Origin of the sequence: Rubellimicrobium sp. CFH 75288 (genome assembly GCF_009904055.1) — a bacterium.
Taxonomy (GTDB): Bacteria; Pseudomonadota; Alphaproteobacteria; order Rhodobacterales; family Rhodobacteraceae; genus Rubellimicrobium.
Genome location: NZ_WYDP01000026.1, coordinates 15,127 through 34,955, shown reverse-complemented (window position 1 = coordinate 34,955; position 19,829 = coordinate 15,127). Strand labels below are relative to the sequence as shown.

General features: G+C 72.8%; 11 protein-coding genes and 1 pseudogene. 11 read left to right on the top strand and 1 reads right to left on the bottom strand.

Features of this window, described 5'->3' with window-relative positions:
• The 6 genes and pseudogenes from GT358_RS15240 to GT358_RS15215 form a co-directional block, all read left to right on the top strand.
• A pseudogene (locus GT358_RS15240) lies at positions 1-485 on the top strand (hypothetical protein); the annotation flags it as partial.
• A 145-nt stretch (positions 486-630) separates the two neighbouring features.
• Positions 631-3,942, top strand: a complete 3,312-nt coding sequence (locus GT358_RS15235; protein WP_166583498.1) for a calcium-binding protein — start codon at positions 631-633, stop codon at positions 3,940-3,942.
• 79 nt (positions 3,943-4,021) lie between these two features.
• A complete protein-coding gene (locus tag GT358_RS15230) occupies positions 4,022-5,173 on the top strand; it encodes a UDP-galactopyranose mutase (RefSeq protein WP_166583497.1) in 1,152 nt (383 codons plus the stop codon).
• Positions 5,170-6,159, top strand: a complete 990-nt coding sequence (locus GT358_RS15225; protein ID WP_371416311.1) for a glycosyltransferase — start codon at positions 5,170-5,172, stop codon at positions 6,157-6,159. Before GT358_RS15230 ends, GT358_RS15225 begins: the two co-directional genes overlap by 4 nt.
• Positions 6,160-6,192: 33 nt before the next feature.
• Positions 6,193-7,455, top strand: coding sequence for a sugar transporter (locus GT358_RS15220; RefSeq protein ID WP_243730928.1), 1,263 nt, complete (start codon positions 6,193-6,195; stop codon positions 7,453-7,455).
• Between the two features lie 11 nt (positions 7,456-7,466).
• Positions 7,467-8,141 carry an ABC transporter ATP-binding protein gene (locus tag GT358_RS15215; RefSeq protein WP_166583495.1) on the top strand — a complete coding sequence of 225 codons (675 nt, stop codon included), beginning with the start codon at positions 7,467-7,469 and terminating at the stop codon, positions 8,139-8,141.
• Between the two features lie 35 nt (positions 8,142-8,176).
• Here the strand turns inward: GT358_RS15215 and GT358_RS16880 are convergent, their stop codons facing one another.
• Entirely contained in the window at positions 8,177-11,854 is a 3,678-nt protein-coding gene (locus GT358_RS16880; RefSeq protein WP_166583494.1) for a M10 family metallopeptidase, read from the bottom strand.
• A gap of 446 nt (positions 11,855-12,300) precedes the next feature.
• Here GT358_RS16880 and GT358_RS15205 point away from each other — a divergent pair, with 446 nt between their 5' ends.
• The 5 genes from GT358_RS15205 to gmd all read left to right on the top strand — a co-directional run bounded on the left by GT358_RS15205 (position 12,301) and on the right by gmd (position 19,728).
• Positions 12,301-12,654 carry a hypothetical protein gene (locus tag GT358_RS15205; protein WP_166583493.1) on the top strand — a complete coding sequence of 118 codons (354 nt, stop codon included), beginning with the start codon at positions 12,301-12,303 and terminating at the stop codon, positions 12,652-12,654.
• A gap of 75 nt (positions 12,655-12,729) precedes the next feature.
• Positions 12,730-16,272 (top strand): 6-hydroxymethylpterin diphosphokinase MptE-like protein, encoded by a 3,543-nt coding sequence (locus GT358_RS15200; protein ID WP_166583492.1) that lies wholly within the window; start codon positions 12,730-12,732, stop codon positions 16,270-16,272.
• The gene (locus tag GT358_RS15195) at positions 16,269-17,732 is read left to right on the top strand and encodes a hypothetical protein (RefSeq protein ID WP_166583491.1); all 1,464 of its coding nucleotides are present in this window, start codon (positions 16,269-16,271) and stop codon (positions 17,730-17,732) included. Before GT358_RS15200 ends, GT358_RS15195 begins: the two co-directional genes overlap by 4 nt.
• The gene (locus GT358_RS15190) at positions 17,729-18,610 is read left to right on the top strand and encodes a sulfotransferase (protein ID WP_166583490.1); all 882 of its coding nucleotides are present in this window, start codon (positions 17,729-17,731) and stop codon (positions 18,608-18,610) included. Before GT358_RS15195 ends, GT358_RS15190 begins: the two co-directional genes overlap by 4 nt.
• The gene (gene gmd / locus GT358_RS15185; protein WP_166583489.1) at positions 18,607-19,728 is read left to right on the top strand and encodes a GDP-mannose 4,6-dehydratase; all 1,122 of its coding nucleotides are present in this window, start codon (positions 18,607-18,609) and stop codon (positions 19,726-19,728) included. The genes GT358_RS15190 and gmd overlap by 4 nt, the downstream gene beginning before the upstream one ends.
• Positions 19,729-19,829 lie beyond the last annotated feature (101 nt).

The following is a 19,829-nucleotide window of genomic DNA, read 5'->3' as shown; positions in this document are numbered from 1 at the left end:
GGCTGGCCGAAGCCTTTCCCGCCCCCGACCCGGCGCGCATCCTCAGGGACGGGCGCGGCTGGGGGGGGGACCGCTTCGCGCTCGAGGACTGGCATGCCGACAAGCTCGAGCGGCTCGACCTCCGCGCGCGCCTGGTCTCGGCGGTGGAGAACACCCATCAGCCCCTCTACCTGTCCGAAAAGCTCCTCGACGCCTTTGCCGTGGGCGCGCGCCCCCTCTATGTCGCCAGTCCCGGCCACAGCGTCCACCGGCTCGGCCTGCCGGAGGAGGCCTGGGTCAATCTCTGGGGCCTGCCGAGCGCACGCGCGGCCGCGGCCGCAGCGGACCTGACCTGGGACCGCGACTTCTTCCGGGCCTATGCCGAAGCCCAGAGGCGCCTGGCGCGGCTGGTCTGCGACGAGGACCGCCTGTCGGCCGAGCGCGACCGGCTGGGTCGGGCGCTGCGGGCCGAACTGATCCGGCTGCACGCGCTCGGCCCGCTCTGAGGCCGCTCCGAACCCCGGGCATTCGAGTCAACTCGGCCGCAAGCGCCGCGGGATTGCCGCGCCGCCGGCCGGTCCCGTCGCGGACCCGCGCCCAGCCTCGTCTCCCGAGATCCCCGCACCCCGGGGGGAGCCGAGGGAGGCCGCGATGCCGGTCCTGCGCGTGCTGTTCCGCCATCCCGGCGCCGCCGGAGGCAGGCCGGTTCCGGCGCTGGCTCTGCTCGACGCCCCCGGCGAGTCCGCGGACCGGCTGATCGCGACCACGCGCGGGGGCGGAACGGTCTCGGTCTGGGAGCTTCGCGGCGAGGGCCTGTCGGCATTGGGAGCGGCGCCTCGCCCCGCCGGAGGGGAGGCGGGCACCGGCGGGTCCGTGGCGCTCTTCCCGCAGGGCGACGGGTGGGGGGTGCTGACCGGCGGCGGACGGGGGGGAGCCTTCGGGCTGCATCCGCTGGACCCGCAGGGCGGTCTCGGGCCACTGCGTGCGCTCGGGGCGCCGCCCTCCTTCGGGGGCGCGGACCTCCGCGACCCCGAGGCGGTCCGTCTGGCCGACGGCACCCTTGCCGTGTTCGGCGGACTGACGGATGGCGGGGGGATCGGACGCCTCGGCGTCGCGGCGGCCGGCGAGACCGCAGGCAGCCGTCTCCTGGCGGCCGAGGGGGCCGTCGCAGCCTTGGCGCAGGCGACCCTGCCGGGGGGCGGGACGTTCCTCTGTGCTGCCCTGGCCGGACCGCGGCCGGCTCTCCTGGTTCTGTCGGTCGGCCCGACCGGCGCGCTGCGCGAAGCGGGCCGGATCGGCGTCGAAGGGGGTCTCTGGGTCTCCGCCCCGACCGCGCTGGAGGCGACGCGGATCGGCGGCGAGACCTTTCTGCTCCTGGGCGCTGCCGGCTCCGGCTCGCTCTCCGTTCTGTCGGTAGGGCCTGGCGGGACGCTCGCGGTCCGCGACCATCTGCTCGACGATCTGGGCAGCCGGTTCGGCGGGATCGCGGCGCTGGCCGTGGCGACGATCGCCGGGCGCAGCCTCGTGGTCGCGGGGGGGGCCGATGACGGACTCACCGTCCTGGAAGTGCTGCCCGGCGGGCTTCTGGTCGCGCGGGCGCATCTCGCCGACGGTCCGGCGGGCGGGCTGGCGAACGTGGCGGCCCTGGCCGTCCGGGCGGCGGGGGGCGGGCTCGACATCGTGGCGGGTTCGGGGTCCGACAGCGGCCTGACGCGCCTGCGCTTCGAGTCCGGGGCGCTCGCGCCGCCCCGCGCCGCGCCGCCGGGCGGCGGCTCGCTGGAGGGGGGGGCTGGGGACGACCTCCTTCTGGGCGGACGCGGGAGCGACCGGCTGGCCGGGGGGGCTGGCGCGGACATCCTGCGCGACGGGGCGGGTCGCGACACGCTCTGGGGCGGGTCCGGCGCCGACCTGTTCCTGCTCGATGCCGACGGAGCCGAGGACACGATCGCCGATTTCGAGCCCGGTCTCGACCGGCTCGACCTCTCGCTCTGGCCCGGACTGCGCAGCGCCGGGCAGCTCGGCGTCATGCCCCTCGCCGGCGGAAGCCTGCGGCTGTCCCATGGCGGCGAGGTCCTGGTGCTGCGCCCGGCCGAGGGGGCGGAGCTGTCGCTCGGGAGTGTCTTTCCCGGCGGCGCGACCGGTGCCGACCGGGTGCTGTCCGCGCCCCGACCAGCGCCGCCCTGGGCGGGCGCGGCCCGTCCGCCGCCGCCGCCGCGCGCCGGCACGGGCGGGGAGGGGGCGGACCGCCTTCTGGGCTCGGCGGGCGCGGACAGGCTGGCGGGCCGGGGCGGGTCGGACACGCTTCTGGGCGGCGGCGGCGCCGACCGGCTGGAGGGGGGAAGCGGTCACGACGCTCTGTGGGGCGGAGCGGGCAACGACCTGCTGTGGGGCGGCGACGGCCACGACCGCCTCTGGGGCGAGGACGGGGCGGATGCCCTCTGGGGCGGGACCGGCGACGACCATCTGCGCGGCGGATGGGGCGCCGACCGCCTGCATGGCGAGAGCGGCGCCGACTGGCTCTGGGGCGACGAGGAGGGCGACAGCCTCTGGGGCGGGGATGGGGACGACCGGATCGACGGGGGAGCAGGCGCCGACACGCTCTGGGGCGACGGAGGGCATGACCTCCTGGACGGGGGGAGCGGCGACGACATCCTGTGGGGCGGGTCGGGGGACGACCGCCTGGGCGGCGGCGACGGAGCGGATGCCCTTGGTGGCGAGGAGGGGGCCGATACGCTCTGGGGGGCGCTGGGCCCCGATCGGTTGCGCGGCGGGACGGGCCACGACAGCCTCTGGGGCGGCGGCGGGGACGACAGCCTCTGGGGCGACGGCGGAGCGGACGATCTCGACGGGGGCGACGGCGACGACAGCCTCTGGGGCGGCGGCGGGGACGACAGCCTCTGGGGCGACGGCGGAGCGGACGATCTCGACGGGGGCGACGGCGACGACAGCCTCTGGGGCGGAGAGGACGGCGACCGGCTCCGGGGAGGGGCGGGTCGGGACCTGCTCTGGGGCGAGGGGGGCGACGACCGGCTCTCGGGGGATGACGGCGACGACCGGCTGGACGGTGGGGCCGGGGACGACGCGCTGTGGGGCGGAGAGGGCGACGACACGCTCCGGGGGGCCGACGGCTCCGACAGCCTGCGGGGCGGCGGCGGGGGCGACCGGCTCGAGGGGGGGGCGGGCGACGACCGGCTCGAGGGCGAGGAGGGCGACGACCGCCTGCGCGGCGCGGGAGGAGACGACATCCTGTCGGGGAGCAGCGGGCGCGACATCCTGGCCGGCGGCGGCGGCGACGACCAGATCCGCGGAGGATCGGGCGACGACCTGCTGCGCGGGCAGGCCGGCCGCGACCGCCTGCGCGGCGAGGACGGAAACGACCGGATCGAGGGCGGCGGGGGCGCCGACCGGCTCTGGGGCGGGGCAGGCGCGGATGTCCTGCGCGGACGCAAGGGGGACGATCACCTGGACGGTGGGGCGGGCCGCGACCTGCTGCGCGGCGGCGGCGGCGGCGACCGCCTCCGGGGCGGGGCGGGCGACGACCGGCTGTCCGGTCAGTCCGGCCCTGACCGGCTGACCGGCGGCGGGGGCGCGGATCGTCTGAGCGGCGGTGCCGGCGACGACCGGCTGGAGGGCGGCAGCGGCGCGGATCACCTTCAGGGGGGTGCCGGAGCGGACAGGCTCGATGGCGGCGGGGGGGACGACCTTCTCCGGGGCGGAGCCGGGATCGACAGCTTCGTGTTCCGGTCGGGTCGGGACCGCATCCCGGACTGGCAGCCCGGCGAGACCGTGTGGCTCGACCCGGGGCTCTGGGGCGGTGCGCGGCTCTCCGCCGAGGTGCTGACGGCGCGGTTCGCCCGGCTCGAGGGGGACGATGTCCTGTTCGAATTCGGCAGAGACGACCGGCTGCGGCTCGACGGGGCCGGATCGCTCGACCGCGTGACCGACGCGCTCGACTTTCTGTGAGCGCCGGGACGGTCCGCGCCATTGAGCCCGGCGCCGTTCTGCGCTACCCGGCCCCGGGCCGGCAGCAGAGGGGCAGGGTATGGGTCTGCGCATTGCGGTGGCGGGAGCCGGCCTGTCCGGCGCCGTGGCCGGACGCGAACTCGCCGAGGCAGGCCATCGGGTGGTCGTGTACGACCCCCGCCCCCACGTGGCGGGGAATTGCCATACCGAGCGCGATGACGCCACGGGCGTGATGGTCCACCGCTACGGTCCGCACATCTTCCACACCGACGACGAAGGGGTGTGGGATTACCTCCGCCGCTTTGCCACCTTCCGGCCCTACCGGCATTCGGTGCGCACCACCGTGCGGGGGCGCGTCTATTCCATGCCCCTCAACCTGTTGACCATCAACCAGTTCTTCGGCCGCGCCATGCGCCCTTCCGAGGCGCGGGCCTTTGTCGCCGCCCGGGCCGAGCCCATCGAGAACCCTGCCAATTTCGAGGAGCAGGCCCTCTCCCTCGTGGGGCGCGAGCTCTACGAGGCGTTCTTCAAGGGCTATACCGAAAAGCAGTGGGGCTGCGCGCCGACCGATCTGCCGGCCACCATCCTCGCGCGGCTGCCTCTGCGCTTCAACTACGACGACAACTACTTTTTCCATCGCTTCCAGGGCATGCCGGAAGCGGGCTATACCGCGCTGGTCGAGCGCATCCTCGACCATCCCGGCATCGACGTCCATCTGGGCACGGCCTTTGTCCCGGACCGGGCCGGAGACTGGGATCATGTCCTGTGGACGGGACCGCTCGATGCGTTCTTCGGCCATGCCCTGGGCCCCTTGCCCTACCGGACCCTCGACTTCGAGGAATTCCGCGACACGGGCGACTGGCAGGGCTGCGCCGTGATGAACGAGGCCGATCCCGACGTGCCCCATACCCGCACCACCGAGCACAAGCACTTCGCCCCCTGGGAGAGCCACGAGGGCACCGTGCTTTTCCGCGAACGCTCGCGCGCCTGCGGGGCCGGAGACATCCCCTACTATCCGATCCGTCTGGCCAGGGAGAAGGCGCTTCTGGCAGAGTATGTCTCGCTGGCCGAGGAGGCGGGCGGAAACGTCACCTTTCTCGGCCGGCTCGGAACCTATCGCTACCTCGACATGGACCGCACCGTCCGCGAGGCCCTCGATGCCGCCGCCGCGCTTCTGGCCGCCTGGGGCGCGCGCAGGTCCCCGCCCGTGTTCGGATGCCCGCCGCTGTGACCGTTGCCGCCGTGGTGGTCACCCACGACCGCCTCCGCCAGCTCAGGCTCACCCTGCGCCGTCTGCTGGCCGAGGAGGGCCTCGACCGGGTTCTCGTGGTGGACAATGCCTCGCGCGACGAGACGCGAGCCTTTCTGGCCGGGCTCGACGATGCGCGGCTCTCCGTGCTGCGGCTGGAGGAGAACCGGGGCGGGGCGGGCGGCTTCGAGGCGGGCCTGCGCGAGGCGGCGCGCCTGTGCGACCCCGACTGGTGCCTGCTGCTCGACGACGACGCGCGCCCGCTCCCCGGCGCGATCGTCGCCTTCCGTCAGGCCGTCGCGGAGCTCGACCCGGATGCCAGGGGACCCGGCGCGGTCGGGGCGCTGGCCGCGGCCGTCTTCACCCCCTCGGGCGAGCCCTGCGAGATGAACCGCCCCTCGCGCAATCCCTTCTGGCATGCCGGTCCCTTCCTGCGGACGATCCTGCGCGGCGGTCGCAAGGGCTTTCACCTGCCGGACGCCGCGCTCGACCCCGCGGCCGCCCCGGCGGAGATCGACGTGGCCTCCTTCGTGGGCTTCTTCGTCAGCCGTGCGGCGCGTCAGGATGCCGGACTGCCCGATGGCGGCGTGTTCCTCTACGGGGATGACGTGCTCTATTCCCTGCGGCTGCGGCGCGCCGGCTTCCGGATGCGCTTTCTGCCGCAGGTCCGGTTCGAGCACGATTGCGCCACCCTGGGTCCGGGGGCGGCCTATCGCCCGCTCTGGAAGGTCTATTACCATTGCCGCAACGGGGTCGGGATCGCGCGGGCGGCCGCCGGTCCGATGGTGTTCCCCGCGGCGCTCTTGTGGTATCTGGTCCTGTGGTCGCGCCGCGCCCGCCACTATGCTCCGGCCGAGCGGACCGTGTACCGGCGCCTAATGTGGGAAGGCGTCCGCGACGGGTTGCTGCGCCGTCAGGGGCGCAACGACCGCATCCACGCGCTGGCCGACCGCCTGGGCCAGCGATGAACCGGCCTGCGGAGCCGCATGAGGGGAACTGCGATGAGCGCCGTCGAGGACAAGCCCGCCGCCGATGAGCCCCTCGCTCCGGGACGGAGCGAACGACGCGCTCGCCGGGCGGCGCGGGCCGCCGGTCTTCCGCCGCCGCAGCCGACGATCATCCGCGTCCTCCCGGCCGCCGGCCCGGCCCGCGTCCGCCCGCGGCACTGGGGGCTTCTTCTGGCCTTCGTGCTCATGGTGATCGTGCCCGTCGCCACCTCCGTCTGGTATCTGGAGACCCGCGCCGCGCCCCAATACGCCTCGCGTCTGGGCTTCAGCGTCCGCAGCGAGGAGATCGCCAGCGCCTCCGACTTTCTCGGCGGTCTCGGCTCCGGGCTGGGGCTGGGCAGCAGCGGGGGGCGCGACTCGGACATCCTCTACGAATTCGTGCGCAGCCAGGAAATCGTGGAGCTGGTGGACCGCCGCCTGGATCTGCGCAGCCTCTGGTCGCGGCATGTCGAGGAGGACCCCGTCTTCGGTCTCGACCCCGACGGCACGATCGAGGACCTGACCGCCTACTGGCGCCGGATGGTCCGTGTGGCCTATGACGCCTCCTCCGGCCTCATGGAGATCACCGTGCTGGCCTTTGCGCCAGAGGACGCGCGCGCCGTCGCCGAGGCGATCCGCGAGGAAAGCACGCTGCGGATCAACGAGCTGGTCCAGACCGCGCGCGCCGATGCCATGATCTACGCGAGCGAGGACCTCGACCGCGCTATCGAGCGGCTCAAGGAAGCGCGCGAGGCGCTGACCGCCTTCCGTATCGAGAACCAGCTCGTGGACATCACGGCCGACATCCAGGGGCAGATGGGCCTGCTCAACACGCTCCAGGCCCAGCTTGCCTCGGCGCTGATCGACCTCGACATGCTGCGCCAGACGGCCCCTGCCACCGACCCGCGCGTCACCCAGGCCGAGGCCCGCATCCAGGTCATCGAGGCGCGCATCGAGGAGGAGCGGCGCAAGTTCGGTCCCGGCGCGGCCGGAGCGGGCGGGCGGAGCCTCGCCGCCACGGTGGCCGAGTTCGAGCGGCTGAGCGTGGACCGCGAATATGCCGAGGCGACCTATACCGCGGCGCTCAGCGCCTATGACCTCGCGCGTGCCGAGGCCAACCGTCGCAGCCGCTATCTCGCCGCCTATGTGCGTCCCACCCTGGCCGAGCGGGCGGAGTATCCCCAGCGCCTCCTCCTGATCGGCCTCGTGACGCTGTTCAGCTTCCTCGCCTGGGCGATCGGCAGCCTCGCCATTTACGCGCTGCGCGACCGCCGCTGAAGGGTTCCGGCATGGTCCGGCTCGAGAACGTGCACAAGTCGTTCCGCACTCCCGCCGGCCGCAAGGTGGTGGCCCGCGGCATCACCTGCACCTTTCCCTCCGGCGTGTCGGTGGGGCTTCTGGGGCGCAACGGCGCGGGCAAGTCCACGCTGATGGAGATGATCGGCGGCACCCTGCGCCCCGACAGCGGCCGCATCACCATCGCCGGCACGGTCTCCTGGCCGGTGGGGTTCGCAGGCAGCTTCCACAAGGACATGACGGGGGCGCAGAACACCCGATTCGTCGCCCGCGTCTATGGGGTGGACAGCGAGGCGCTGCTCGCCTTTGTCGAGGATTTCGCCGAGCTGGGCCCGCATTTCCACGCGCCCGTGCGGACCTATTCCTCGGGCATGCGCTCGCGGCTGGCCTTTGGCGTCTCCATCGGCATCCCGTTCGACACCTATCTTGTGGACGAGGTCACGAGCGTGGGCGACGCCTCGTTCAAGCGCAAGAGCCGCCTGCTCTTCCAGGAACGGATGCGGTCGGCCGGCGCCATCGTCGTGACCCATTCGATGATGCAGCTGCGCCGGCTCTGCCAGGCGGGGGCCGTGCTCGAGGACGGCCATCTCACCTATTACGACGACATCGACGAGGCGATCGAACGCCATCAGGCCAATCTGGGCACCACCGACGACGACGAGGATTGAGACGGGGGGCGGCCCGGCCCCCCGTCGCTGCGCGCTCAGACGAAGTCGCTGGCGTCCACGTCGCCGATGCTGACGCCGACCAGATCGATCCACTCGGTCGGCGCGGCCGTGATGACCGCCCGCACGCCGCCTGCGATCGTCTGCAGGCTCAGCCCCGCAAAGGTCAGCGCGCCGATCAGGTCGACCTTGTCCACGCCGTCCTGGAAGTCGAGCACGCGGTCCTTGCCGTAGCCGGCGCCGAACACGAACTCGTCCGCTCCGGCCCCGCCCGTGAGGCGGTCGTCTCCCGCTCCCCCGTCGAGCCGGTCGTCGCCGTCCAGACCCTGGAGATTGTCGCGGCCGTCGCCCCCCTGGAGGAGGTTGGCCAGCGCGTTGCCTGCGAGGATGTCGTCGAAGGCCGACCCGATCAGGTTCTCGATCGCCGAGAGGCGGTCGCCCTCCGCCTCGCCGCCCGTGCCCACGCCCGTGTTCAGGCGGACCGTGACCGCTGCGGTGGAGTTGGTGTAGACGGCCACGTCGATGCCGTTGCCGCCCACGAGCGTGTCCCCGCCAGCTCCGCCCACGAGGCGGTCGTCCCCGTCGCCGCCGTCGAGCCGGTCGGCGCCGCCCAGACCCTGGAGGGTGTCGTTGCCGGCCAGACCCTGCAGCGTGTTGGCCTGCGCATTGCCGATCAGGAGGTCGTTGAAGCCCGAGCCGGTGAGGTTCTCGATCCCCGTCAGCGTGTCGCCCTGCGCGTCGCCGCCGGTGCCGGTCCCCGTGGTCAGGCGGACCTGCACGCCGGCCGCCGAGGTGTTGTAGGCGGCCGTGTCGAGCCCCGCGCCGCCGTTGAGGATGTCTGCCCCCAGCCCGCCGAGGAGGCGGTCGTCGCCTGCCCCGCCGTCGAGCACGTCGTTGCCGTCCCGACCCTGCAGCGTGTCGTTGCCCCCGCCGCCCGAGATCGAGTTGGCCGCCGCGTCGCCGATCACCGTGTCGTTGCTGTCCCCCACCACGACATTCTCGACCTCGAGGATGGTGAAGAGAAGGGGCCCGAGATCCGTCCGGTAGGTGCCGGTGGTCAGGTTGACGGTGTAGTTGGCCGGGGCGAACTGCTCCAGCTCGACCGTGTCGATGCCGTCGCCGCCATAGAAGTCGTCAAAGCTTTCGCCGGTCCGATAGACCATGCGGTCGTTGCCGTTGCCGCCATAGAGCGTGTCGCGCGCGGCGCCGCCATAGAGCAGGTCGTTGCCCCCGTTCCCGTGGATCACGTTGACGTCGAAATTCCCGGTGACGGTGTCGGACCCCTCGCCCATCTGGACGATCTCGAAGTCGAGATAGAGTTCGGCGCCGTAATTGGTCAGGCCGGTGAACATGTTGAAGACGTAGTCGCCGTTGAACCGGCGATGGTCGATCACGTCGATGCCGGACCCGCCATACATCGTCTCCCCGCCGATCTCGGAGATCATGATGTCGTCGCCATCCCCGCCGTCATAGGTGTGCGAGCCGCCCGAGGAGATGATCGTGTTGCCGCCCAGGCCGTCCACATAGATCTCGATGCTGTCCAGGGCCGCCGAGGAGCCGTTGATCCCCGGCCCGGTGATGGCGCCCAGCTTGAAGTCGAACGTGGTGCCGGCATAGGTCGAGGCCCCGTGATCCAGCGTGTCCCTACCGGCCCCGCCATAGACGTGGTCGTAGAACTCGCCGTTCAGCACGCGGATGAGGTCGTCGCCCGCCCCGCCATAGATCCAGTCGGTCGTGAATCCGGCCTGGAGGGTGTCGTTGCCGCCGCCGCCGAAGAAGGTCTCGGTGGTGGCAAAGACGCTCGACGTCATGACATCGGCGAGGTTGCCGCCGATGACGATCTCCACCGAATCGATGCCCTGCGCGCCTTCGGCCCCGCCGGTCGTGTAGGTGCCGCCCGAATCGAGCAGCGTCACGGTGACGGCGTTGAAGGTGTAGAACGACATGTCGAGCGTGTCGGTGCCCGTTCCGCCGAAGATGACGTCGATGAAGTCGCCGCCCGTCATCACGAAGGAATCGGAGCCGGCGCCACCATAGGCAGTGTCCACGAAGGTCCCGCCGATCAGGCGGTCGTCGCCGTTCTCGCCATAGAGCATGTCCACCCCGTCGCCGCCGACCAGGGTGTCGTTGTCGGCGCCGCCGAAGAGCGCGTCGTTGCCCCCCTCGCCGTAGAGGACGTCGTTGCCGGCGCTGCCGATCAGGGTGTCGTTGTCGGCACCGCCGAAGAGCGTGTCATCGCCGCTGCCGCCATAGAGGATGTCGTTGGCAGACAGGCCCGAAAGCGTGTCGTTTCCGTTGTTGCCCCAGAGCGTGTTGGTGGTGGCGTTCCCGCTGATGGTGTCCGCGCCGGACCCGCCGACCGCGTTCTCGATCAGCGACCGCATGTCGCCGTTGAACTGGAGCGCGTTGAAGATGTTGCCCCGTGCCACGCGGGCCGGATCGCTCGAGAACTGGTCGAGATCGGCGAGCTGCGCCGTGGAGAACACCGACCATCCGCCCGGCGCGAGGTCGATTTGGAGGTTGGTCGTGTAGGCCGACAGGTCGTAGGTGTCGATCCCGTTCCCGTCCCAGATCGTGGCGAAGATGCGGTTGCCCCCGGGCTGGATGGCGATCTGCCCGTCGATGACCGTGTTGCCGCTCGTGGGGGTCCAGGTATAGGTCGTGTTGCCGGCATTGGCCCCGAAATCCGCGCCGTAAAGCTGCTGGAGCGCACGGATGTCGTACATCATGAAGGTCTGGGCATAGCCCCAGGTCTCGTTGGTATAGCCCGTGACCGGACCGCCGACATAGGAGCGGTAGGTCATGATGGAGAATTCCATCGAATCCGTTGCGGCCGGCAGGACCGGCGCGCCCGATCCGTTGCGGTTGATGTTCTGGTGGCCGTGCTTGAGGCCGAGCGCATGGCCCAGTTCGTGGACGATGGTGGCGTAGTCGTAGTTGCCGGCCACGGGGCTGCGCCCCGATCCGCCATACCAGACGTCCCCGCCATGCATGTTGTTTTCGGGGAAGTCGGCGACGCGGGCGGTCGCGACGGCCGAGGTATTGGCCGCCCGGATGGTCACGAACCCGTCCCCGGGCGTGCCGTAGGTGATGTCGAGATTGGTGAAGGCCTCCACCGACAGGCCGGACGCACCAAGGGGCTGGGTATAGATGGCCTCGTTCAGGACCGCATGGTGGACGGCCAGCTGCTGGGCGCTGATCTGGCCGAAGCCCGAGAAGTAGTTCGGATGTCCCGAGGTGGTCGAATAGCCGACCTGGTAGTCGAAGGTGGAATCCGGATCGCCGTAGCTGATCCCCCACCCGGTCCAGCGGCTGCCCCAGAGCACGGCGTCGATGGTCTGGACGCCGGTCAGCGCGACCGTGCCGGCGGTCGAGCCGTTGCCGTTCTCGAAGGGCGAGCCGCCCGATGGACTGCCCGTCGGCCCGAGGGGCGAGCAGCACGGGCAGCCGCAGCCGCTCATCGGCGCGACCGAACCCGTCACCGTCACGTCGGCCGCGTCCGGCTCCAGCATGGCGATCCCGGCCCAGGGGGCGTCGGGCGGAGGCGCCAGACGGTCGGCATCCAGCCCGTCGGGCACGGCGAGCGCGCCCGTCCAGCCGTCCTCCTCCACCTCGTCGAGGGCCATGTCGGAGGGCCCTGCAAGATCGGTGTCGGAGGGCGGAACGCTCCAGAAGATGTCCTCCTGATCCAGGGCGGACAAGCGATCGTGGGCCATGATGGTCTCCTCGAAAGGACGCAAAGGGACCACCCCGCCCGGCGCCCCGGCAGGCGGTCCCGTCAATGGTCGTCGCAACACCGATCCGCAGGGCGGATCGCTCCGTCAGGCGGCACGCTGCCGCGAAACACAAAAGAACCATTCGCGCCCGCAAGGCGCTGTCCTGCCGATCCGGCAGCAATTCGTCCTGAAATGGGTCGTTCTCTGCCGCAACGTTAACTCAGATGATGATCCCTTGGCAAGCGCGTCGCGACACCGTCGGGGCATGGCCCGGACAACGGCCTTGCCGCCGCGTCAGGCGTGAGGCAGGATGATCCTGTTTTTTGTGGATCATTCCCGTGACCGTTCGACTTGCCCCGTTCGCTCTCTGGGCCGCGCTCCTGCCGGGTTGCGCGCCGGAGGAGTCCGTCGGGCCGGTGGCGGCCGGCGCTGCGGAGACATCCCTCATGACCCAGGGGCCCGATCCGCGGATCATGGCGCCCAGCCTCGTCTCGCCTGCCGAATCCGAGCGGCTGGCCTGGGAGCAGGCCGAGGCGGCCGGCAGCAGCGCCGCGCTGATCCAGTTTCTGGCCCGCAATCCCGACAGCCCCTTCGCGGAGGAGGCGCGGGCTCGTCTGGCCGCGCGTCGCAGCCCCGACCCGCCCGGCACGGCGGAGCGGGTGGCGGGCACGGATGCCGACGTGGTGGAGGCGTTCGACCGGGCGCGGCTGGCCGGGCCGGATGCGCTGCGCGGCTTTCTCGCGCAGCACGGCACCCATCCGCTCGCGGAGGAGGCAAGGCGCCTGCTGGATGGGCAATAATCCGGCACGGGGGGTCGTCAGGTCCGGCAAGGTCGGCTAAGGAGGCCCTGCCGGACGGTCAAGGGGAGATCGGTCATGGATGGTTCCGGTCACGCGGCAGGTGCGGAATTCGAGACGCTCGAGCGGGAGATCGTCCGCCGGCTGCCGCTGAGGGCCCCGGCCTTCCTGCCCACCTCGCGCGTTGCGCCGGCCGATCGGGTGGCCGGTCTGCGGCATGTCCTGTCGCTCTACGAGGGAGGGCTCGATCGCGTCCACCGCCCGCGCCTGCGCGCGCTGCGCGACCGATTCGCGGGCGCCCGGCGTGCCTTCCTGATCGGCAACGGTCCTTCTCTCAACCGCACCGATCTCGAGCCGCTGCGCCACGAGGTCACCTTCGCCTCCAACGGCTTCCTGCTCAAGCTGCCCGAACTGGGCTGGTCGCCTACCTTCTACTGCGTCGAGGACCGCCTCACGGCCGAGGATCGCGCCGAGGGGATCCTGGCCCTGACGGGCTCGACCCGTCTGGTCCCGGCCCATCTCGCCTATGTGGTGCCCGACGGGCCGGACACGATCTTCCTCGATCATCGCCCCGCCCCCGAAGGGGGTCCCGTCTTCTCGCGCGAGGCGGACCGCATGACCCATCCGGGCGGGTCCGTGACCTTTCTCATGTTGCAGGTCGCGGCCTGGCTCGGGTTCCGGGAACTGATCCTCGTGGGGATGGACGGAACCTGGCGGATGCCGCCGGACGCCTGGCGCAGCGACGAGGACGGAGCCTCCGTCCTCGACATGGCCACGGACGACCCCAACCACTTCCATCCCGACTATTGCGGCAAGGGCATCCGCTGGCACGAGCCGCGGCCCGACCGGATGGCCAGGGCCTTTGCCGAGGCCCGGCGCGCCATCGAGGAGGCCGGCCAGACCGTGAGCGACGCCACCATCGGCGGTCGGCTCGACCTGTTCGAGCGCGTGCGGTTCCACGACATCTTCCCGCTCGCCCGCAGCCCGTCCGAGGTCGAGCGCGCCTCCCGGGCCGTTCGGCAGGCGAATCAGCGGCCGCGCCTGCTGATCCTCGACCGCGACGCCGCGGGCGGCCCGACGGCGGCAGGCGCGATCAAGGCCGGATGGCTCGCCGACTGGCCGGCCGAGCGGGTCCTGCAGGTGGCCTGCCAGGCCGGAGGCGGGCTCTCGCTGGTCCGTCGCGGGCCCGCAGGCTGGACCGAGGAGGCGGCATCCCCCGAGCAGGTGGAGGAGGCCGTGGAGATCTTCGGGGCCGATCGCGTCCTGTGGCGGCCCGGCGGGCCTGACGATCGGCTCGACGCGTTCGCGATGCGCTTTCTGGATCGGGAGACGGCCGCTCCCTTCGCCGTCTGGGCGACCGAGGACGACGCGTTCGCCGGGGTCGGGGGGCCGGACAGGCTGCGCCGCCTGCTCTCCCGGGCCGGGACGCGCCTGGCAGCCTCGGCCGGGCTCGCCCGCGTCCTGTCGGCCGGCACGGGCCTGCCGTTCGCGACCCTCGGGGGCGGGATCGACGCGGCCGAATGGGAGCGGCCGCGCTGCCATTCGGGATCGGCCGTCCTCCTGCGCCACGCGGGCCGCCTGTCGCCCGGCCGGAACGCGGCCGCACTGCTGGAGGTCGCGCGGGCCATCCGGGCCCGCCGCCGCGCGGGCCAGCCGATCCGCTTCGAGATCGCCGCTCCCCCGGCCGATCTGGCGCAGACCGCCCCCCTCTTCGAGGGTCTGGAGGGCACCTCGCTCGAGCCGGGCGGGATGCCGCGCGCCGACTACGTCCGCTGGCTGTGCGAAGCCGACGCGCTGGTGGTCGCCCACGACTTCGAGACCGCCGCAACCCGCATGCCGGTCGCTGCCAAGCTTCCGGAATGTCTGGCCGCCGGAGCGGCCGTGCTGGTCTACGGGCCGCGCAGCGCCACGGGTGCCGATCGCCTGGTCCGCGCCGGCGCCTGCGCGGTGGTCGATCGCCCCGACGCGGCCCGGCTCGAGGATGCGCTCGAGAGACTGGCCGATCCGGCCCATCGCGCCCGTCTCGGCGCGGCTGGCCGGGCGCTCGCGCTGCGCGAGTTCGACATCGAGACCGCGCGCCGGAATCTGGCCGAGGCGCTGGCCGGCCCGTCCGGCCCTGCGCCGGCGGCCGAGCGCGCGGCCGGGCCGCTCTATCTCTGGGCCGGCACGGGCCAGCCCCGACCTGTGGCGACGGCCGAGGCCGAGGCGGAACTGGACCGGGCCGGGGACGGCGCCCGGCTTCTCCTGCTGTGGGAGCATCCGGCGGCCGAGGCCGCGCGCCGTCTCGCCGAGGGGTCGGCGCCGGGTCCCGCCCTGGCGGCTTGGCGTGCCCGGATGGAGGACGCCCTGGCGGTCCAGCGCCGCTGCCGCGCGCGCAGCCTCGTCCTGCCCATGGGGGAGGGCGCCGGTCCGGACCTGCCGCCCGCGCTCCGGGCGCTGGCGATGCCGGCGGCCCAGCCCGAGGGTGTCGATCCGGTTCTGGCGGCCCTGAGCGCTGCAGCCGCCGCGCTCGATCCCGCCCTGCGCCCGCTTCTGGAGGAACTGGAGGCCGCCAGCACAGTAGCGCCCACCGTTCCCGGTTGGGACGACCTTGCCGAACTGGCCGGGGCGCTCGCCGCCTTGCGCGCCGCGCACGAACTGGCCGAACGGGCAGCGTCTGCCCAGCGGGCCGAGGCGGAGCGGCTCGCGCAGGAGGTGCAGGCGCAGGGCGCCGAAATCGCTCGGCTCAACGATCTGCGCGGGGAGGACGGGGCGGCGCTCGCCGCCTTGCGCGCCGAGGCGGAGGCCCTGCGCGAGGCCCGCGCGGCGGCCGAACAGGCTTCGGCGGCCGACCGGGCGGAGGCGGAGCGGCTGGTCCGGGAACTGCAGGCCCATTTCGCCGAGATCGCGCGGCTGAACGGCCTGCGCGAGGCCGACGAGGCGGCTCTGGCGGCCCTGCGGGAGGAGGTCGAAGGTCTGCGCGACAGGGCGGCCCGGGCCGAGACCGCCAGCGCCGAGGCGCGCGCGCTTCTGGACGCCGCCGAGACGGTCGCGGCAACCGAGCGGTGGGAGCGCGAGCGGCTTGCGGCCGTTCTGGCCGAGGCCGAGGAGGCGGCGTCCGCCCTCGAGGAGGCGCGCGCCGAGATCGCGCGGCTCAACGGTCTGCGCGAGGCCGACGAGGCGGCCCTGGCGGCCGTGCGGGCAGAGGTGGCGGACTGGGCAGCGCGGCTCGAGCGCGCGGAGGCCGAAGGCGTCGAGAGCCGCCTGCGCCTCGACGAGGTCACGGATTTCTGGGAAGCCGCCCAGCAGGAGGCGCGGGACGAGCGGCGCGAACGCGAGCGGCTCGAGGCGTCCCTCTCCGAGACCCGCGACTCGCTTGCGCGGGTGCGCCGGGTTCTGGTCGAGACCCTGGCCGAACTCGAACGGACCGCCCGCGCCTTCGAGGACGACCGGGCAGCCCTCCGGGCGCAGCTGGCGCAGGCTCTGGACTCTGCCGAAACCCTGCGGCGCGAATGCGAGAGCGCCCGGGGCGAGGTGGCGGCGCTGCGGGCGTCCCATTCCTGGCGGGCCACGGCGCCGTTGCGGGGCGCAAGCCGTCTGCTGCGCCGTCTCGTCGCGCCCCGCAGGGACGTGCCCGCGTGACGCCCTTTCCGCTGGCGGCCCTGCCCGGCCCCCTCGGGCATCTGCTGCATGCGGGGGCCGGCGACGGACGGCTCGTCCGGATGGCCCTCGAGGCGGGCGTCGGGCATGTGGTGGCCACCGAGGCCCGGCCCGACCGGGCAGCGGCACTCGCGGCGCGCTGCAGCGGCGCGCTCGACCTGCGCCCCGGTGCCCTGACCGGGGAAAAGGGGGTGGCCCTGCTGCGGCGCTTCAACCTGTCCGATCTCGACAGTCTCCGGGACCCGTCCGCTGCCCTTCTTGCGCTCTTTCCGGGCCTTGCCGAACAGCGGCGGGAGCCGGTGGAGCCGATCGATCCGGCCGCCGTGGCCGAGGATTTCGCGGCCGAACCCGACGGCGTCCAGGCCCTCGTCATCGACCTGCCCGGCGAGGGCTGGTCCGTCCTCGAGCGCCTCGATCGGGCGGGTCTGCTGCGCCGTTTCGACCGGATCGCGCTGCGCGAGGGTCGCGTGCCCCTCTATCGCGGCGCGCGCGAGGCCGACACGATCGCCGCCCATCTGGCCGCCACCGGCTGGCGGATCGAATGGGACCGGTCCGACCCGGATCGCCCCTGGCTGCGCGCCACCCGCAACCGCGAGGCCGAGGCGATCCGGATGCGCCTCGAGACGGTGGAGGCCGAGCGCGCCGCCGACGGGGCGAAGCTGGCGGCCCTGCGCGCCGAGCACGACCGGTTGACGGCCGCGCTGGACGCGGCACGGGCCGAGGGGGCTGCGCTCCGGACCCGGCTGGAGGCGGCCGAGGCGGCGGCCGAGCGCGGACGGGCCGAGCGGGATCGCCTCGTGGCCGACCGGGAGAGCCAGGCCGCGGAGATCGTCCGGCTGCGGGCTGCGCGGGCCGAGGAAGCGCGCGCTCTCGAGGCGGCACAAACCGAGGCCGCCGAGTGGCGGGACCGCTTCGAGCGCGCCGAGGTCGCCCAGGCTGCCGCCCAGGCCCGCTTCGACGAGGCGGCCGAAGCCGAACGGCACGACCGGCAGCAGCGCTACGCCGCGCTGCACCAGGCCGCGGAGCGGATCACCGCGCTGGAGGCGGCGCTGGCCGCGCTCGAGCGCCGCGCGGCGGCCGACAGGGACCGGCTGGAGGCCGTCCGCGCCGAACGGGCGCAGGCCGAGGCGCGATGGCGCGAGACCAGCGCGGCCCTCGAGGACGAGATCGCGCGCCGCACGGCCGAGGCAGACGCCCTGCGGGAGGAGACGGCCCGGTTGCAGGCCGAACTGGCCGCGCTCCGCACCGAACGCGACGATGCCATCGCCCGGCTCGCGACGCTCGGCTCCGGAATGTCTGCCGCTCCGGCGGCCGAGGCGCTCCCGCCCGCCATCCTTCAGGCCCTCGACGAGCGGATCGAGCGTCTCCAGGCGGCCATCGGGACCGGCCATCTCCCGGGCCGGGAGCAGCGCGGGCAGGGCCGCCGGAAGCGCAAGGGATGAGCCCTGCACCCTCCCGGCCAACGCGGCCCGCCCGGCGCGGCCAGACGCGGGGGCCCAAGGTCCGGCTGCTGCACCATTTCGCGCGCACGGGCGGGACGATCCTGTCGCGCGCCATCGCGGCCCAGCCGGGCGTGATGCTTCTGAGCGAGATCGACCCCTTCGCCGAACCCAAGCCCCATTTTGCGCCCTCCGACCTGATCCGCCACGCGCGGCTGTCGCCCGACGGGCTGTCCGATGCCGCCACGGCTGCGATGGTCCGGGCCGCGATCCGGGCGCTCGTGACCCATCTGGAGGCGGAGGGGCGCCATCTCGTGATCCGCGTGCACAGCCACGGAGCCTTCTGCACAGGTGCGGCCGTGCGGTCCGGGCCGGACGTGACCGACTGCCTCGCCCCCCGCTTCCGCCTGCGCGAGGCGGTCAGCGTGCGTCATCCGCTGCACAGCTTCCGCAGCCTGGCCGCCCGGAACTGGCTGCATTTCACGCCGCCCACGCTCGAGGAATATGCGCGGCGCTACCATGCCTTCCTGGACCGCCAGATCGGTCTGCCGCTCTTTTTCCACGAACGCTTCGTGCAGGACCCCGATGCCGTGCTCGAGCGGATCGCGACCGTGCTGCACCTGCCCTTCGATCCCGGCTGGCGCGCCCGGCTGGGGCAGATCGTCATCCCCGGCGACCCGGACCAGGCGGACGCACCGCCGGTGGAAACCGCCCCCGCCCGGACGATCCCGGCCGCGCTGGCCCGGCAGGCGGCCCAATCGAGCAGCTACGCCCGGCTCTGCGCACGTCTGGGCTATGATCCCTCGCCCGAGGCAGACCCCTTGCCGCGGCGCAGCAGGGGTGCGACAGACCGGGTCGTTCCAGCCGCGGAGATCCCATGACCAAGAAGGCGCTCATCACCGGCATCACCGGCCAGGACGGCTCCTATCTCGCCGAGTTCCTCCTGGAGAAGGGCTACGAGGTCCATGGCATCAAGCGGCGGGCCTCGCTGTTCAACACGGCGCGGATCGACCACATCTACGAGGACCCCCATCTCCACAACGGCCGGCTGAAGCTCCATTACGGGGACCTGACCGACACGTCCAACCTCACGCGGATCATGCGCGAGGTCGAGCCCGACGAGGTGTACAATCTCGGCGCCCAGAGCCACGTCGCCGTGAGCTTCGAGGCCCCCGAATATACCGCGGACGTGGACGGGATCGGCACCCTGCGCCTCCTCGAGGCCATCCGGTTTCTCGGGCTCGAGCGCAGGACGCGCTTCTACCAGGCCTCCACCTCCGAACTCTATGGCCTCGTGCAGGAGATCCCCCAGACCGAGCGCACCCCGTTCCATCCGCGCTCGCCCTATGCGGTGGCCAAGCTCTATGCCTACTGGATCACCGTGAACTACCGCGAGGCCTACGGGCTCTATGCCTGCAACGGCATCCTGTTCAACCACGAGAGCCCGCGCCGCGGCGAGACCTTCGTGACGCGCAAGATCACCCGCGGACTGAGCAACATCGCGATGGGGCTCGAGCCCTGCCTCTACATGGGCAACATCGACTCGCTACGCGACTGGGGCCACGCCAAGGATTATGTCCGCATGCAATGGCTGATGCTCCAGCAGGAGGAGCCGGAGGATTTCGTGATCGCGACCGGCCAGCAATATTCCGTCCGCGAGTTCATCGTCTGGACGGCCGAGGAGCTGGGCCTGACGCTGCGCTTCGAGGGCTCGGGAGTGGACGAGATCGCCGTGGTCGAATCCGTCTCGGGTGATCGCGCCCCGATGGTCCGGGAGGGGCAGGTCGTGATGCGCATCGATCCGCGCTATTTCCGTCCGGCGGAGGTGGACACGCTGCTCGGCGATCCGGCCAAGGCCAGGCAGCGCCTCGGCTGGGAGCCCGAGATCACCGCGCGCGAGATGTGCCGCGAGATGGTCGCCGCCGACCTGCGCGCCGCCCGCCGCCACGCCCTTCTGAAGGCGCATGGTCTGGACGTGCCGGTGAGCCTCGAGGGCTGATGCGGCCCGCTCCCGTCCCGTGGCGCGCCGCGGGACGGGGCGCCCGGTCCGCCGGGCAGGCCCTTTTCTCCCGGCGCGTTCTCTGGCATCGCGGAAACGAA